We start from the raw sequence: 17,345 nt of genomic DNA, 5'->3' as shown, positions 1-17,345 counted from the left end.
CAGCCTGCGTGGCTGCTTTTTACTTTAACTTATATACACGTGCTTCATACGGTTTTAGCACGATCGTGTCAATGGATTCATTTTCATCAACTACATAGTTGCTGATGAGCAATTGTTTTTCCGTAAACGTGATGTGTGCTGGCAATTTAAATGTCGGTTGCTCGCTACTAAAGTTTGTAATGACAAGCAACTGTTCATTGTTGAACTTGCGCACGTATGCATAAATTTGTTCATCATCTTCAAGCAATAGCTCGTATGAACCGTACACGATAATTGGATGCTCTTTTCGAAGACGAATGAGCTTTTTATAATAATGGAACACCGAGTTTTCATCTTTCATCGCTTGCTCGACGTTAATGTCGCAGTAATTTGGATTGACGTTAATCCATGGGGTGCCTGTTGTAAATCCTGCATGTTCTGTCGCATCCCATTGCATCGGCGTACGTGCATTGTCGCGACCGCGATAATGAATCGCTTTTAATATTTTGTCTCGGTCATATCCTTTGTTTACTACAACATCGTTCCATAAATTAATCGTTTCGACATCGCGATAATATTCAATCGATGGAAAGGCAACATTCGTCATGCCGATTTCTTGACCTTGATAAATGTATGGCGTTCCTTGCATCATATGTAGCCATGTGGCTAACATTTTTGCGCTTTCCACACGATACGTTTTGTCGTCACCAAAACGAGAAACAGACCGTGGTTGATCGTGATTTTCTAAATAAAGTGAGTTCCACCCTTTTCCATGCAATTCAACTTGCCATTTGCTCATAATTTTTTTCAAATCGGTCAGCTTCCACGGCTGAATGTCCCATTTCCCAAGCGGGCTACCTGGCTTTGTATCAACATCCATGTGCTCGAATTGAAATAACATGTTCATGACGCCGTCTTGCTCGTTCGTAAACCGAATCGCATCGTCTGTCGTGACCATCGGTGTTTCACCGACCGTCATAATGTCGTATTTGCTTAACACTTTTTCTTTCATTTCACGCAAATAGTCCATTAATTTTGGACCGTTGACAAAATATTGCCCACCCCATTGATAACGGTCATTCGGATTCGTCACCGGAGCATCTGGCAATCCTTCCACTTTCGACAATAAATTAATCACGTCCATGCGGAATCCATCAATGCCACGGTCTAACCACCATGTCATCATGGTGAAAATTTGTTCGCGTACCTTTTCATTTTCCCAGTTTAAATCTGGTTGTTTTTTCGAAAATAAATGTAAATAATATTCTCCAGTCGCTTCGTCGTACTGCCATGCTGAACCGCTGAAAAACGATTGCCAATTGTTTGGCTCTTTTCCGTCTTTTCCTGGACGCCAAATGTAATAGTCGCGATACGGGTTATCTTTTGACTTGCGCGATTCGATAAACCAATGATGCTCATCAGACGTATGGTTGACGACTAAATCCATCACTAATTTCATGCCGCGTGCGTGCATTTGGGAAAGAAGCTCATCCCAATCAGCGAGCGTGCCGAACTCGTCCATAATGTCTTGATAGTCACTAATGTCATAACCGTTATCATCGTTCGGTGACTTATATACAGGCGATAACCAAACGACATCAACGCCAAGTTCTTGTAAATAATCTAATTTTTCGATAATACCTGTTAAATCGCCAATCCCATCCCCGTTCGAATCTTTAAAACTGCGCGGATAAATTTGATATACAACCGCTTCTTTCCACCATTGTTTCGTTTTTGGAATCGATTCCATTCCCTTTTCCCCTCTCCATTATTCTTTCACTGAACCAGACGTTAAACCAGACACAATGCGACGTTGGAATAATAATACCATAATGACGAGCGGAATGGTGACGATAACGGTCGCAGCTGAAATCTCACCCCACGGAATCGTATATTGTCCTTGGAACATCGCAATACCGACTGGCACCGTTTTATAATTTTCCGCAGTGTTGATGGTTAAAGCGAATAAAAATTCGTTCCAAGCCGCGATAAAAACAAGAATAGATGTCGTAAAAATACCCGGTACGGCTAATGGCAAAATGACTTTAAAATACGTTTGAAGCGGTGTTGCTCCGTCCATTTTTGCCGCTTCTTCTAAATCAAACGGAATTTTACGGAAAAACGTCACTAATAACCAAATCGAGAGTGGTAACGCAAACGTTGTATACGGAATAATTAATCCTAAATAACTATTTGTTAACCCAAACTTTTTCACAAACATATAAATTGGTGAAATTGTTGCGATTTGCGGAAACATGGATACCGATAACACAATACCGAGAATAACTGATTTTCCTTTAAAATCTAAACGGGCAATCGCATATGCCGCAAACGCTGCCACAAATACGGTATATACGGTTGTAATTGTCGCGATGACTGTACTGTTCCATAAATATTTTAAAAACGGATAATTGACAAAAACGGAAACGTAACTTTTTAACGTCGGATGGCTCGTAAACCAGTTAAACGCTTCTTCACCAAACAATTCACTTAACGGCTTAATGGAGCTTAATAAAATCCATAAAAATGGGAACATCACTAAAAAAACGAAAACAAATAAAAACACATAAAACAATGGACCGGCTTTCTTTTGCATCGTTGCACCTCCTATTTTCGGTCAGAAATGAGGTCAGCACCTAAAAACTTAATGTAAATCGTTGAGATGATCGCTACGCAAATAAAGACGATCACCGCTAACGCTGAACCGCCACCGAAGTTTGTTTGCGAGAACATGACTTTATACGCTAAAATCGAGATCGTTTCTGTCGAGTTCGCTGGTCCGCCGCCTGTTAAAACGAAAATTAAGTCAAATACCCGGAACGCATCAAGCGTACGGAACAAGAGCGCAACGAGAATGCTTGATTTTAAAAGTGGTAACGTAATTTTGACGAACTGTTGCCACTTTGTCGCACCGTCAATTGATGCCGCTTCGTATAGTGAGCTTGGGATCGTTTGCAATCCTGCAAGCAACAATAGCGCCATGTATGGAGTTGTTTTCCATACGTCAGAGAAAATAACAGCAAACATTGCTCCTGTACCCGTTGTTAATAGCTCACTCATATTATTAATAATACCAATATCTGCAAAATATTTTGCGACAATGCCGTTTTGTCCGTCATACAAAAACTTCCACATTAATGCTGATACTGCTGTTGGAATTGCCCATGGAATTAAAATGGTTGCCCGTACAAGTCCTCGGCCAAAAAATGCTTTATTAATTAATAAGGCAATCGCCAAGCCAAGCACTAATTCAATCGATACCGAAATGACTGTAAACACCGTCGTATTCCAAAGTGCTTTCCATAAACGAGCATCAGTAAAGTAGTTTTTATAATGTGCAAGACCGACAAAGTTCGGTTCAATGACTGCTCCGCTTAATCCGTTTGCAAGTCCTGTTAATTTATCTCCTTGCTTTAATTGACCGTTTTCGTTTAACGATTTTAACGTTTGTTTCGTGTCATTGATCGTTTTTATTAAATCTTCTGCCGCCTGTTCATCGATTGGAACAATTTTTATTTCTTCACTTGGCACTTCGAAATTGTTTAAAATTTCGTCTACTTGCTCATATCGTTTCGCTACTTCTTTATCGGCGCGAATTTCTTCATCCACTTGCTGCAACTGTTCTTGTAACGATGTCAGTTGCTCTTTTTCCTCGCCTGTCGCCTGTGTCATTTCTTGTTTTAATGTGCTCATTAAAAACGGATAACTTTCTAAATATCGTTCTAAGTTTAAGCTGTAATCGAGATGGAGAGAAGATTTTGCTGGATTGTTGAGACGATAGTCAAATAAACTGAAATAAAACGACTGAATAACCGGCCAAATCGCAACCGCCAAAATGAGCAAGAGCGATGGAGCAACAAGAATATAGGCTAAACGGCGCTCCGATTTTTTTTCGTTTTTCACTCGTTGTTCCCCCTTTATGCAAAGGATTTAGCCTTCAGCGCTCACATGAGGCTGAAGGCTAACGTGCAACTACTGCATCACTGCTTTAATTTCTTTTTCCATGTTCGCAACTGCTTCTTCAACTGTAATTTGTCCAGCAATGGCTTTTGATACGTTAATTTGAATAATTTCAGATACTTCTGGATAGTTTGGCACAACTGGACGTGGTACCGCTGCATTTAACCCATCAACGAAACCTTGTTCTGCAAAGAACGGATTCGCCTTCAATACTTCTTCATCTTTAAATAACGCTGGAAGCGTTGGCGCTAAACCACCATAGATCGCAGAAATTTTTTGACCTTCTGGACCGGTCATAAACTTCACAAATTCCCAAGCCGCTTCTTTATTTTTCGAATATGCGTTAATTGCTGTCATCCATCCACCTAATGCAGCTGCTGAACCTTTATCACCGGCAGGTAGTGGCGCAACGCCTACTTTATCAACAATTTTTGATTGCTCTGGATCGTTTGCTAACGCGTATTGATATGGCCAGTTGCGAATAAACGATGATTGCCCTTCAATAAACGCTGTATGAGACTCTGGCTCTGTAAATGTTGTAATGTTGCTTGGTACAACGTCAGATGTTGCAATTTCAACCATTTTCTTTAATCCTTTAATTGTTTCAGGGCTGTTGACGACAACGTTGTTGTTTTCATCAACGATTTTTCCACCGTATGCCGCAATAAATTCAATCGCGTTACATACTAATCCTTCGTATTGTTTTGCTTGCATTAAGTATCCGAATTGTGTGCCGCCTTTTCCTTTAAACTCACGTGCAGCCGCTAACAATTCATCCCATGTTTTCGGCACTTTATCTTCTGGCACGATATCTTTACGATAGAATAATAGTCCTGTGTCAATAAATTTCGGCATCGCCCATTGTTTTCCGTCGAAGTTTCCAGCTGCAAGCGCACCTTGGTTATATGTGCTTAAATCAATGCCGTCTTTTTCAATGAAACGATCAAGCGGGAGAACATATCCGGCTTGCGCAAATTCTGCTGGCCAAATCACGTCTAAATCCATCACATCAATTTCAGATGATTTTGCGTTTAACATTGTCACGTATGCATCGTGCTGCGCCCCTGTGTCTGAAGGCATTTCACGAAATTCGACATCAATGTTTGGATACTTTGCTTCAAACGCTTTCACGATTTCGTCTGTCGCTTTTGTTGCATCTTTACCACGAGCATAAACGATTTTTACAACTTCTTCCGATTTTTTTGCATCGTCTTTTTTGTCCGTCGTTTCTTTTTTGTCCGTGTCTTGACCGCCAGAACAAGCCGTTAAGCCAAGTGTAAGCGCTAACAACGCAGAAGAAAATTTTGTTGCCTTCTTCATGAAAAAATCCCCCTTTATTTAATAACTTGAAATGTATGTCAAGCTTCACTTTCATGAAGCTCGCTACCCACTGTCGATGCGCGCACAATCAGCTGAAGTGGAAATTCGTAAATTTCTTTTACTTCATATTTTTTTGTCTGAATTTTCTCAACAATAATATCCACCGCTTTTTGTGCCATTTGTTTGACTGGTTGATGTACAGTTGTAATTGTCGGATTCGTTAGCTCGGTAATCGCTTGATTGTCAAAGCCCACAACAGCTAAATCTTCAGGGATGCGATAGCCACATCTTAACGCTTCAGATATAATGCCAGCCGCCACTTCATCGCTTCCGGTAAATACAGCAGTCGGTCTCTCCGAAAGCGCCATCATTTGATGAAATACGCGCTTTCCATCCGCGATGTGAAACACATCACGAAACGCGTACCGTTCATCGAATATCATTTTATATTCTGCTAGCGCTTTTTTAAAACCGATTTCTCGCGATTGTGCGACATTGCTCCGATAGCCACCAGAACAATAAGCAATTTTCGTATGCCCGCGTTCAAGTAAATGTTTCGTTGCTATGTATCCCCCATACACTTGGTCGAGCCGAACGGTTGGAACGTTTGCACAGTCATCAAACTCATTACAAAGAACAATCGGCCCATACTGTAAAAAAGGTTTTAACTTTTTCCATTCATTTTGAATGGAAGCCAAAATAACCCCGTCAACTTGTTTCGTTTTCAATAAATTCATATAGTTTAATTCTTTTTCCGGCGAATAGCGAGTCTGACAAATAATAAGCTGGTAGCCATGTTCCGCTGCTGCGATTTCCGTCGCTTCTACAAGCTCACTAAAAAACGGATTTGTAATTCGCGGAATAAATAGCGCTAAAATACTTGTTTTTTGATTTCGCAAACTTCTCGCCGATGAATTAGGTACATATCCTAACTTTTCCATCGCTTCAAGCACGAGCTTTCGTTTCTCTTCTGACACGTACGGGTGATTGTTTATGACGCGCGAAATCGTCGTCCGTGAAAGCCCTGTTAGCTTGGCGACATCTTCAATCGTCGCCATCCTTCCATCCCCCTTATTTCAATTGAAAAGAAACGAATGAAATCGTTTTCATATTCATATTATACTTACATCGCCTTGTATATGCAAGTTAATTTTTTAAAAAATTTTTTATAAACAAAAAGCTCCCGAAGCATATTACGCTTCAGAAGCTTGTTCTACAATTGTTGTAAATTGGCGACGATGTTGGATTGTAAAATACGTTATCGTTCCCGCCATCATCACAACAATAAACATGAGCAACTTTCCGACGTTTTCCCACATAAACGAGAAGTCGCCGCTTGAAATGACCGCTTTTAATCCGAAAACAGAATATGTCATTGGAAGCCATGCGTTAAAATGTTGCAACGCACGTGGAATTAATTCAAGCGGAAACGTTCCGGCACTTGTTGTCAATTGTAAAATTAAGACGACAATCCCGATAAATCGCCCTGGGTCACCAAAAACAGTCACGAGAAATTGAATGACTGATAAAAAGGCAATGCTTGTCACCACGCTAAATAAAATGAATAACGAAACGCTTTTCACTTGTAAATCGAGCCCAAAAAGCAATACGCTATCGGCAAGGAGTGCTTGTAACACACCTACACCAATGAGTACACCAAATTTCGCAAAAAACCATTGAAACGGTGAGCGTGGCACCCCAGCTGGTTCACGGAGTGGAAAGACGATCGAAAGTAAAAGCGCCCCAACAAACAATCCTAATGACAAGAAATATGGTGTAAATCCTGTTCCGTAGTTTGGCACTTCATTGATTCTTTCATTTTTTACTTTCACCGGTTCAGCAAACATGTTATATACGTCTTCGTTTGCTTTGACGTCGCTTGCTTTTTTGGCACCTTCATTTAATTTATCTGCTAGTTCTCCTGAACCATCCGAAAGCTGATTCATTCCATCTTGTAATTTTTCTGTACCATTCGTTAGTTCATTCATTCCGTTCGCTAATTGTTGTGCACCATCCGCTAACCGATGCGCACCGTCTTGCAGTTGGTCGCCTCCATTCGCAAGAGTCTGCAAACCAGAAGTAAGTGTTTGACTACCATTTGCTAGTTTCGCTGTTCCTTGCTCCGCTTCTTGCATTTTTTCATGTAACGTATTCATGCCCGAAACAATCTGTTCTTGCCCGTTCACTAACGCATTTGCCCCATCAGCGAGTTGTTGTTGCCCAGCAAGCAGTTGGTTTACGCCGCTATCAAGAGCCGTATGCCCTTCATGTAGCTTCTTTGCCCCTTCGCTTAAAGACGTCGCCCCTGCTTGTAACGCTTGAGCACCATCATTTAACTGTGCAACACCTGTTTCTACTTGTTTGCTTCCTAGTGATAATCGCTCAACATTTTGTTTGAACTGCTCATATACGGCTTTTTGCATCGGGTCTGACGTTTGCGCAATAAGCGCATCAAGTTGTGCAGCTAACTGCTCTAACCCACCTGTCACTTGTGTTGCACCTGTTTGAACTTGCGACGCTCCTTGTCGCCACTTGGCAAGCGACGTAGCTAATTTTTCCGCTCCGCCACTTAATTGTTCTGAACCTTGTAAAAGCTGTGGCATACGAGCATCGAGTGCTTTCATTCCTTCAAGCACACGATGTGCACCTGAAGCCAGTTTCGTTGTCCCTTCTTTTGTTTGCTGTGCTCCCGCAAGCAATTGTCCTTGCCCATCTACCATGCGCTTCATCCCGTCATGAAGCGTTTGAACACCAGTTTGAACTTGCATTGAACCGTCAGCCGCCTGATGCAAGCCGTTCGTAAATGTAATGGATTTTTCTGCAAGCGTTTCTAAATGGCGATACAATTCATCGGAGCCATCTTGCGCTTTTTTCATTCCATCATATAGCTTATTCGTTCCTTCTTTTGCATCCATCAGTCCGTCATGCAATTGTTTTGCTCCGTCGCTCGCCTTCGTTAATCCATCTGCCAACGTTTTTACGCTCTCAAACATGTTTTCGGCATACGTTTCAGTTAATGTTTTTGCTACTTCTGTTTTAATTCTTTCAACCGCTGTTCCACCGATTTGGGCAGATAAAAAGTTAAATCCTTCATTTGGCTTGTAAATAAGTTGAAGCTTTTTCGGATGATTATCTTGTAACGTCGTTGCGTTTTTTGAAAAATCTTCTGGAATTTCAATAAGCATATAATATCGTTGTTCTTTTAATCCTTTTTCCCCTTCACGTTGGCTTACAAAATGCCAATCAAATTGTTTTTTTTCTTTTAACTTGTCAACGAGATCGTCACCAATATGAAGTTCTTCCCCTTCAAATGTCGCGCCTTTGTCATGATTGACAACAGCGACAGGTAAATCGTCTAAATGATCGTACGGATCCCAAAACGCCCATAAAAACATACCACTATATAAAAGCGGGATAAATAAGACAGCGATAACCGGAATAAGCACTTTCCGATTGGACGTGACCGCTTTAATTTCTTGCATCAATAATCGGAATGTATGCATATGCTCAACCCCCTTTTTAAAAATATTGACCAATTTGTTCATTTAGTCATTTCTTGCAAAAAAGAGAAGGATCATCATCGAGATAATCCTTTTAATAAATACAAATCAAACAGTTCAGCCATTTTTTGTTGCGGTAATGGTTCATGTTCTTTTTCCCAATCAACGTTTAAAGCAATATACATTTTAAACATTAAAAATGCTGTTAATTCGGGATCACACGAACGGATTTCCCCTTTTGCCATCGCCTCTTCTATTTTTTCACGAACGTAAGCAATCATTTCACGATCAAGCCGCTTCATCACATCACGTACAGCTGGCGTGCCGATATCACGCACTTCTTGTAACAGCTTGATCGTCAATTCATGCTCTTTGCGAAACGTAAAAATACGTTGCAAAGCACGTTGTACATTTTCTTTAAACGATAAATGTTGATCAATTGCCGCATCTGCCTCATGCTTGATTTCAGAAATAATCGAAGAAACGATTTCTTCTAACAGTTCTTCTTTGCTTTTGAAAAACGTATAAATCGTCCCTTTACCGACATTCGCCATTTTCGCCACTTGATCCATCGTCGTCGCTTTATAACCAAAAAGCGAAAACGACTTCGTTGCCGCTTCAATAATTTGTTTTCTTTTTTCTGACATAGGCGTTCATCCTTTATTTTGACTAAATGAACATTTTGGTCATTTCGTTTTACATCTTATCATAATGGACATATGTTTGCAAGAAAAAAAGGTGCCTAATATTATAATGACACCTTTTCTTTCGTATAAGCTAAATAATGTAACACTTTTTTTACCGCTTCTTCTCCTTGATCGATACAATCTGGAAGCCCAAGACCTTCATACGAACTTCCTGCTAAAAAGACGCCTGGAAGATATTGTTGCATATCTTGTTTCACGCGCTCCATTCGTTCACGATGACCGACCGTGTATTGCGGCATCGATTGTTTCCAGCGCGTCACAATCGAAAACATCGGATTCATCGTCATATTCATCACTTTATTCAAATCGTCCATCACGACTTGGACGATATCGTCGTCTGTTTGATCAACAATCGCTTCATCACCAGGTCGACCGACGTAACAACGCAACAAAACGTACCCTTCTGGTGTCGTATGTGGCCATTTTTTATGCGTCCACGTACATGCGGTAATCGTATAGTCGCTATCGCGTGAGACGACAAACCCTGTCCCGTTCATATCTTTCGCTACCGCTTCTTTCGGAAACGCTAATGCGACCGTTGCAACAGACGTAGATGGCATCGTTTCAAAAGAAGAAAACATCGTTTCATTTGGAAAAAGCGATGTCAATGATTGGTGCGGAACAGCAATAATGACGCTATCCGCCTCTTTTTTCGCCCCGTTGCTTAACGTTAAAACGTAGCGCTCACCGACTTTTTCAATACGATCAACACGTATCCCTTTATGCACCGTTCCTTTTTCTAGCTTTTGCTCTATCGCATCAACGAGAGACGACAATCCTGTTTTTAACGTTTGAAAAATGCCTTTGTCGCTTTTTTGCTTCGTTTTTTGTTTCGGCATCGACCGCTTCATTCCTAACACAAGACTTCCGTGTTTTTGCTCTAAATGGAAATACTGTGGGAACGTCGCCATTAAACTGAGCTGGTCAATATCTCCTGCATAAATACCTGATAGTAAAGGTTCAATGAGACGATCAACAACTTCATTGCCGAGGCGACGACGGAAAAATTGTCCGAGCGATACGTCTCCTTGCGCTTTTAACGGTGGCAAAACAAAGTCAGCTGCTGCGCGCAGTTTACCAAACGGAGAAAAGAGACGCGTCATGGCAAACGGTGCGATTTTTGTCGGAATACCCATCACCGCACCACCTGGAATTGGATGAAGCGTTCGATTGACAAGAATGTACGATTGACCGGCCGTATTATGCACGAGCTCTTTTTCAAGTCCGACTTCGTGAATGAGGCGTGAGGCGCTCATTTTTCGTGCCAAAAAAGAATCTGGCCCTCGTTCAATGATAAATCCGTCGCGATAAACGGTTTGTACTTTCCCTCCCAGTCGATGGCTCGCTTCAATTAATTCACAGGAAATTGGCAGCTGCTTTTCATGTGCCTCTTTTTGCAAATAATACGCTGCCGTTAATCCTGTCATACCACCGCCAATAATGACGACTTTCTTTTTCATAATGATCCGCCTTCTTTACGTAAATGGTTTAACACAACGGTTGCAAGGGCGTCAATAAACTGCGGATGCGCATTTGGCATCGCCGGACGATAGTAACTCACACCAAGTTCGTCCGTTACTTGCTTACATTCAATGTCGTTATCGTACAACACTTCTAAATGGTCAGCGACAAAGCCAGCTGGAACATATACAAAAGCCTCGTAGCCCTTTTCTTCGTATAGTTGTCGCGTTAAATCTTGCACATCAGGACCTAACCACGGTTCTGGCGTATTTCCTGCACTTTGCCAACCAGTGACGTATTCCGAAACACCTGCTTCTTTTGCAATGAAATCGGCTGTTTCTTGTAGTTGTTTTGGGTACGGATCCCCCATCGCGATAATCTTTTCAGGCAAGCTGTGGGCTGAAACGATCAACACCGCTTTTTCCCGCTCTCGTTCAGTCATCGAAGCGTACGTTTCTTTTACTCGCTCGGCCCAATATTGAATAAATTTCGGTTCAGTATACCAACTTTCCACACATGTCAATTTCGGTCCGCCTAAGCGAGCCGCTTCTTCTTTCGCCCGTCCGTTGTATGATTTCACACTAAATGTCGAAAAATGCGGGGCTAATACGATCGAAACCGCTTCCTCTATTCCGTCTTCATACATTTGTCGAACGGCATCTTCAACGAACGGTTCAATATGCTTCAATCCTAAATACATGCGAAATTCAATATCATCCTGCACTTCATTCAGTCGCTCGGCAAGCTTTTCCGCTTGTTGTTTTGTAATGGCTGCAAGCGGGGAAATGCCTCCAATTGCTTCATAGCGTTCGCGAAGATCTGCTAGCATCTCTTCCGACGGTTTGCGGCCATGTCGAATATGTGTATAATATCTCTCCAAATCTTCTTCTTTATATGGCGTGCCATATGCCATAACAAGCAATCCCATGACTTTTTTTGACATCGTTTATTCATCCTTTTCTTTTTGCTGAATAATCGTGAATAAATGCTGTAAGTCGTTTTAACGTCTCCGGCTTGATTTGTGGGAAAATGCCGTGCCCTAAGTTAAATACGTATCCACCTTCATGCGCCATGCCTTCATCTAAAATTTGTTTAACGCGCTCTTCAATGACTTCCCATGGGGCGAGCAATACAGCTGGATCTAAATTGCCTTGTAGCGCTTTTGTAAGCCCCATCTCGCGCGCTTCACGAATCGATAAGCGCCAATCTAAGCCGACAACGTCAAGCGGTAAGTCATGCCATTCTTTCGCTAAATGGCTCGCTCCAACGCCGAACATAATAAGCGGAACGTTTTCGTCGCGAAGCGCTGTAAAAATACGCTCCATCGTCGGTTTAATGAAATAACGATAATCTGCGACGTTCACCGCCCCAACCCATGAGTCGAAAATTTGAATGGCGCTTGCGCCGGCGCGAATTTGCGCTTTCACGTAGCGAATCGTCATGTCTGCTAGCTTATCCATCAAGGCAAACCATGCTTTTGGCTCGGCATACATGAAAGCTTTCGTTTTATTATAGTTTTTCGACGGTCCACCTTCAATCATATAGCTTGCTAAAGTAAACGGCGCACCAGAAAAACCAATAAGTGGAACAGTCAGTTGTTCTTTCGTCAATAGACGAATCGTTTCAAGCACATACGGCACATCGCTTTCTGGATCAATCTCCCCAAGACGCTCGACATCCGCAAGCGAGCGAATCGGATTGTCAATCACTGGTCCAATGCCCGCTTTAATATCGACGTCGACACCGATCGCTGGAAGCGGTGACATAATATCTTTATAAAGAATGGCCGCATCGACGTTATATTGTTCGACAGGCAAACGTGTGACATATGCGCATAACTCCGGCTGATGTGTAATTTCAAAAAGTGAATATTTTTCTTTTAACGCACGATATTCTGGCTGCGAACGCCCTGCTTGTCTCATATACCACACCGGGACGTATTCCGTTGCTTCTCCGCGACAGGCACGTAAAAATGTATCGTTTTTAATCATTATGTCCATCCTTTCTCGTTATGTAATCGCTTCTATTATAAGTGTAGCGAAATTGCTCATTTGTTTCCACTAACACAACTATACCGATTTTTTCACCGTCTGGGTAGTAATAATGCGCAACGTTCATGAAATCGCCAAGAAGAAAAGAAAGTGGTAAAATATGAGTAGTGAATGGAAGGAGATGATATGGATGTACATATTTATGACAAATGGCACAATCGACTATTTGCAACGACTGCGTAGCCAATATGCAAATGAACATATGTTGCTTGTATACGATGAAGATCATGGCATGCTTATCCATGAAACGGAAGGAACAAGCGTTTTTCATGAGCCCCGTCCATACGAAGTGCTAGATGCAGTTGGTCCGTTAGGTGGATCATTCGTTGTTTGCAATAATATTCCTGTTACTGATGAAGGAAGGCCGTTATTTGAACATCGTTTTCAACAACGTGCGCGCTTAATCGAAAAAGAACCTGGATTTGTCTCCATTCGCGTGTTACGTCCGTTAAAAAGCGACACATACGTCATTATGACGACGTGGGAAAATGAAAGCGCCTTTCGTCGTTGGCAACAGTCCAAAGCTTACGAAAAAGCACATGAAAAACGTGGCACAGAAAAAGGAATTGACCAACAACGATCCATTTTTCCACGTCCGTCATATGTGACAACATACACCGTCATAAAAGAAGGCTGACGTTTTGTCAGCCTTTTACCCGTTCCAAGCATTCATGCCGCCACGTACATTCACGACACGCTTAAATCCATTTTTCGCTAATATTTTGGCCGCTTGATTGCTGCGCATGCCACTTTGACAAATAACGATCGTCTCTTTTTCACGATCGAGCTCATGTAGTTTATCAGCCAATTGATGAAGCGGAATGTTTTTAAATTGGCGAATGTTGCGCGCACGATATTCTGCTGGTGTGCGTACATCAATAAATTGACGGTCTTTCGTTTGTTTTAATTTTTCTTTTAACTCATCTGGTGTAATATGTTCTACACCTTTTGTTGGTAACATTTTTGTTGCTACAAAATAAATAAGCAAAATAATTAGAACAACATTGATCCATGTGCCCATGTATTCTCCTCCTAAATACGTATATGGGTATATTAACCCGTTTTCGATGATTTGTCAACGATGGTATAATGGTAAAAAACAGAAGGAGCGGTGCGTGTGAAAACATTACTATTTGCAAAGCTTGACGAATATTACAACGAAATGGTTACGATTCGTCGCCATTTGCATCAATATCCTGAACTGTCGTTTCAAGAGTATAAAACAGCAACGTATATTGCAAATTACTACGAACAGCTTGGCATTCCTGTGCGAACAAATGTCGGAGGAAACGGGGTAGTTGCAACGATTCAAGGTCAACCAGGCGGAAAAACGGTTGCGCTTCGAGCGGATTTTGATGCTCTTCCGATCCAAGATGAAAAAGATGTGCCATATAAATCAACAATGCCGGGTGTCATGCACGCATGTGGACACGATGGTCATACTGCCACACTACTTGTTCTTGCCAAAGCGCTTTATGAATTACGCGAACATTGGTGCGGCACGATCGTTTGCATTCATCAACATGCAGAAGAATATGCGCCGGGTGGGGCAAAAGCGATGATTGAAGATGGTTGTTTAGAAGGAGTGGATGCAATTTTCGGCACACATTTATGGGCAACAGAGCCGACAGGCGTCATTCAATATCGTATGGGACCGATCATGGCAGCGGCAGACCGCTTTCAAATCATCATTCAAGGTTCTGGTGGCCACGGAGCAGAGCCACACAAAACAAAAGATGCGATCGTTACGGCATCACAGCTAGTGTTACATTTACAACAAATCGTCAGCCGTCGCGTCAATCCGCTTGAACCTGCTGTTGTTTCTATTGGCTCATTCGTTTCCGACAATGCATTTAACGTCATTGCCGATCGTGCTACGTTAGTCGGGACGGTACGGACGTTTTCGGAACAAGTACGTGACGACATTGAACGAGAAATTGAACAAATTGTTAAAGGTACATGTATCGCCAACGGTTGTACATACGAATACACATATATGCGCGGCTATCCACCTGTTGTGAATCATGAGGACGAAACGAAATTTCTCGTCTCCGTCGCCCGTGAAATCGAAGAGGTAACCGATGTAGTCGAAATTCATCCGCATATGGGCGGTGAAGATTTCGCCTATTATTTACAACATGTAAAAGGAACGTTTTTCTTTACAGGGGCAAAAGCAAAAATGACAACCGCTGCCTTTCCGCATCATCATCCGAAATTTGATTTTGATGAACGCGCAATGCTTATCGCGGCGAAAACGCTCGGTCTTACAGCCATTCAATATATGGACAAATGAGAGAAGCGGCTCAAGCCTCTTCTCTCATTTTTCTTACATAAAGCATCATCGCTATGTAACATGCTAAAACAATAAAAAGCGTCAGTAGCATAGGGAAAACACCATGAGCTATATATGCAACGATAGCGAAAATAAGCGCCTGGTTCATTCCAATAGTAAATAACACACGCATAAATGACCGATGCGCCTCAACGGATGACAACGGATAAAGGAAGAGCAGTGGATGCCCTCGATGGTACGAACGAAGCGAAAGTAATTGAACAGCCGTCGCATACGAACATAAAAGGGCAAACCACTCCACACCGCGAGGCAATGTAAAAATGAAGACACTGCCGATTGCTGTCAAGCGAACGAACAAACCAAAATAGTCACCGGCACGAAAAAATGTACGCACATACAAATACGTATACGGTCGCATATACAAATACGTATACGGTCGCATATACAAACGATCGAGCAAATGGAAAACGAAACGAAGCCACATTCGTTTTTTTACCGTATGTTTCATGTGAGGCACATCAACAAACGCGTAAACGAGCCGATAAAATGTTTGCATTCGTCGCCGTTCTTCGGCAAGCAACTGTTCCCATTGAAGTCCAACTTTTTTTCCTCTACGCTCTACATGTAACGCAATAATAATCATAAGTAAAATAATGACCGCTATAAATCCGTATTGCTTCACAAGTAAGAAATAAAAAAACAACACGTTCATGAAAAAACGAACGAACAACGAAAAGAGATGGCGCCCTATTCGAGCATCTTCATTCCATTGAATGAACATATTCCACCCTTTTAACGCCATCGTCGCAATGATGACAACCAAAGGTGACTGCTCCGAAAACTTTAAATGGAGTGGAAGAAACATAACGAATACAATGAATGAAACATACAAATGAACGAAAAAGCTATATATGCTTGCGCGCCAAAAATACGGACGGAGCTGTTGCTCTAATGGAAGAAGAAACACCGCATCCGCTTCTTTTAATAACGTGCGCACCCTGCTTTGTGTGCTAAATAAAGCAAATATAAATGAAGCGATTACAGCATATGGAAACGATATGAGCTCATCGACCGCTCGCTTATAAACAACAGCCCCTACTCCTATCCCGATAAACAAGACGAGCAATAAATGGTCATTAAACATATATCGGCCATATCGTCTTACTTCTGCTACATAAGCAATAAACCGCTTTTTCCATAACTGTTTTCCATCAATCATCGTTCGTCTCTTCCTTCGTTAATTCGATATATATATCATCGAGCGTTGCATGAGGCATATGTAGCTGTTCTTGAAGCATCGGTAATGATCCCGCCGCTTTCACTTGCCCGTTATGCAAAATGACAAACGAATCGCAATATCGCTCTGCTGTCGCTAAAATGTGCGTCGACATCAAAATACCCGCTCCTTGCTTTTTTCGTTCATCAATAAGTTGCAGCAATGCTTGAATGGCGAGCGGATCTAATCCAACAAACGGTTCATCAATTATGTAAAGCGGAACGTCCACTAAAAAAGCGCACATAATCATCACTTTTTGTTTCATTCCTTTGGAAAAAAAAGCAGGGAACGCACCTAATTTGTTCTCAAGTCGAAACGCCTTTAGCAGTTTAGGTACACGTTGTTCATATTCCTCATCACGTACACCGTACGCCATGGCGGTCAGACGCAAATGTTCTTCTAGCGTTAATTCTTCGTACAAAGCAGGCATTTCTGGAATGTATGTAAATTGTGCACGATATTGTGTTGGATCGTCTCGAAACGTCATTCCGTTCATCGTAATTGTCCCTTTGCGCGGTTGCATCAATCCGATAATATGTTTAATCGTCGTGCTTTTTCCTGCTCCATTTAACCCGATTAATGCAACAATCTCCCCTTCATGTACAGTAAACGATACGTCATCTAAAATGTTTTGTTTCGTATAACCTCCAAATATGTGTTGGACTTGTAATAGTGCCATCATCGCTTCCCTTTCGTATATGATTATTTTTTATTTTAACAAATGAATAACGAAAAGAAAAACGGGTTATGATAAGTAGCGAAGAGGGACAAACAAGTAGTAAGTCGCAGTGAGCAACA

General features: G+C 41.7%; 15 protein-coding genes. 2 read left to right on the top strand and 13 right to left on the bottom strand.

Annotation, left to right across the window (positions count from 1 at the left end):
- Nucleotides 1–19 precede the first annotated feature (19 nt).
- The 10 genes from ASC42_RS02805 to hemE all read right to left on the bottom strand — a co-directional run bounded on the left by ASC42_RS02805 (nt 20) and on the right by hemE (nt 12,927).
- Nucleotides 20–1,729, bottom strand: coding sequence for a glycoside hydrolase family 13 protein (locus ASC42_RS02805; RefSeq protein ID WP_055440458.1), 1,710 nt, complete (start codon nt 1,727–1,729; stop codon nt 20–22).
- 18 nt (nt 1,730–1,747) lie between these two features.
- Nucleotides 1,748–2,575 carry a carbohydrate ABC transporter permease gene (locus ASC42_RS02800; RefSeq protein WP_055440457.1) on the bottom strand — a complete coding sequence of 276 codons (828 nt, stop codon included), beginning with the start codon at nt 2,573–2,575 and terminating at the stop codon, nt 1,748–1,750.
- Nucleotides 2,576–2,586: 11 nt separating this feature from the next.
- A complete protein-coding gene (locus ASC42_RS02795) occupies nt 2,587–3,882 on the bottom strand; it encodes an ABC transporter permease subunit (RefSeq protein WP_055440456.1) in 1,296 nt (431 codons plus the stop codon).
- A 69-nt stretch (nt 3,883–3,951) separates the two neighbouring features.
- Nucleotides 3,952–5,259 (bottom strand): ABC transporter substrate-binding protein, encoded by a 1,308-nt coding sequence (locus ASC42_RS02790; protein WP_055440455.1) that lies wholly within the window; start codon nt 5,257–5,259, stop codon nt 3,952–3,954.
- Nucleotides 5,260–5,297: 38 nt separating this feature from the next.
- On the bottom strand, nt 5,298–6,317 hold the full coding sequence (locus tag ASC42_RS02785; protein WP_055440454.1) for a LacI family DNA-binding transcriptional regulator: 1,020 nt from the start codon (nt 6,315–6,317) through the stop codon (nt 5,298–5,300).
- A gap of 135 nt (nt 6,318–6,452) precedes the next feature.
- The gene (locus ASC42_RS02780) at nt 6,453–8,762 is read right to left on the bottom strand and encodes a YhgE/Pip domain-containing protein (RefSeq protein WP_055440453.1); all 2,310 of its coding nucleotides are present in this window, start codon (nt 8,760–8,762) and stop codon (nt 6,453–6,455) included.
- 74 nt (nt 8,763–8,836) lie between these two features.
- Nucleotides 8,837–9,406 carry a TetR/AcrR family transcriptional regulator gene (locus ASC42_RS02775; protein ID WP_055440452.1) on the bottom strand — a complete coding sequence of 190 codons (570 nt, stop codon included), beginning with the start codon at nt 9,404–9,406 and terminating at the stop codon, nt 8,837–8,839.
- 101 nt (nt 9,407–9,507) lie between these two features.
- Nucleotides 9,508–10,926 (bottom strand): protoporphyrinogen oxidase, encoded by a 1,419-nt coding sequence (gene hemY, locus ASC42_RS02770; RefSeq protein WP_055440451.1) that lies wholly within the window; start codon nt 10,924–10,926, stop codon nt 9,508–9,510.
- Complete coding sequence (gene hemH / locus ASC42_RS02765; protein ID WP_055440450.1) at nt 10,923–11,870, bottom strand: ferrochelatase; 948 nt, start codon at nt 11,868–11,870, stop codon at nt 10,923–10,925. Before hemH ends, hemY begins: the two co-directional genes overlap by 4 nt.
- A 7-nt stretch (nt 11,871–11,877) precedes the next feature.
- Nucleotides 11,878–12,927 carry a uroporphyrinogen decarboxylase gene (hemE, locus tag ASC42_RS02760; protein WP_141653485.1) on the bottom strand — a complete coding sequence of 350 codons (1,050 nt, stop codon included), beginning with the start codon at nt 12,925–12,927 and terminating at the stop codon, nt 11,878–11,880.
- A gap of 181 nt (nt 12,928–13,108) precedes the next feature.
- On the opposite strand from hemE, the gene ASC42_RS02755 reads away from it, so the two are divergent.
- Nucleotides 13,109–13,615: an antibiotic biosynthesis monooxygenase family protein gene (locus ASC42_RS02755; RefSeq protein ID WP_082435670.1), complete on the top strand. Its 507-nt coding sequence runs from the start codon at nt 13,109–13,111 to the stop codon at nt 13,613–13,615.
- A gap of 15 nt (nt 13,616–13,630) precedes the next feature.
- Here the strand turns inward: ASC42_RS02755 and ASC42_RS02750 are convergent, their stop codons facing one another.
- Nucleotides 13,631–13,999, bottom strand: a complete 369-nt coding sequence (locus tag ASC42_RS02750; protein ID WP_055440447.1) for a rhodanese-like domain-containing protein — start codon at nt 13,997–13,999, stop codon at nt 13,631–13,633.
- 96 nt (nt 14,000–14,095) lie between these two features.
- On the opposite strand from ASC42_RS02750, the gene ASC42_RS02745 reads away from it, so the two are divergent.
- Complete coding sequence (locus tag ASC42_RS02745; protein WP_141653484.1) at nt 14,096–15,271, top strand: M20 metallopeptidase family protein; 1,176 nt, start codon at nt 14,096–14,098, stop codon at nt 15,269–15,271.
- Nucleotides 15,272–15,281: 10 nt separating this feature from the next.
- Here ASC42_RS02745 and ASC42_RS02740 read toward each other — a convergent pair whose 3' ends face one another.
- Both ASC42_RS02740 and ASC42_RS02735 read right to left on the bottom strand, forming a co-directional pair.
- Nucleotides 15,282–16,490, bottom strand: coding sequence for an ABC transporter permease (locus tag ASC42_RS02740; RefSeq protein WP_055440446.1), 1,209 nt, complete (start codon nt 16,488–16,490; stop codon nt 15,282–15,284).
- A complete protein-coding gene (locus ASC42_RS02735) occupies nt 16,483–17,229 on the bottom strand; it encodes an ABC transporter ATP-binding protein (protein ID WP_209424215.1) in 747 nt (248 codons plus the stop codon). The genes ASC42_RS02740 and ASC42_RS02735 overlap by 8 nt, the downstream gene beginning before the upstream one ends.
- Nucleotides 17,230–17,345: the final 116 nt, after the last annotated feature.

The organism is Anoxybacillus suryakundensis (genome assembly GCF_001418025.1).
Taxonomy (GTDB): Bacteria; Bacillota; Bacilli; order Bacillales; family Anoxybacillaceae; genus Anoxybacillus; species Anoxybacillus tengchongensis.
Note: the sequence above shows the minus strand (reverse complement) of the source record. Positions and strands in the feature narration are given on the sequence as shown.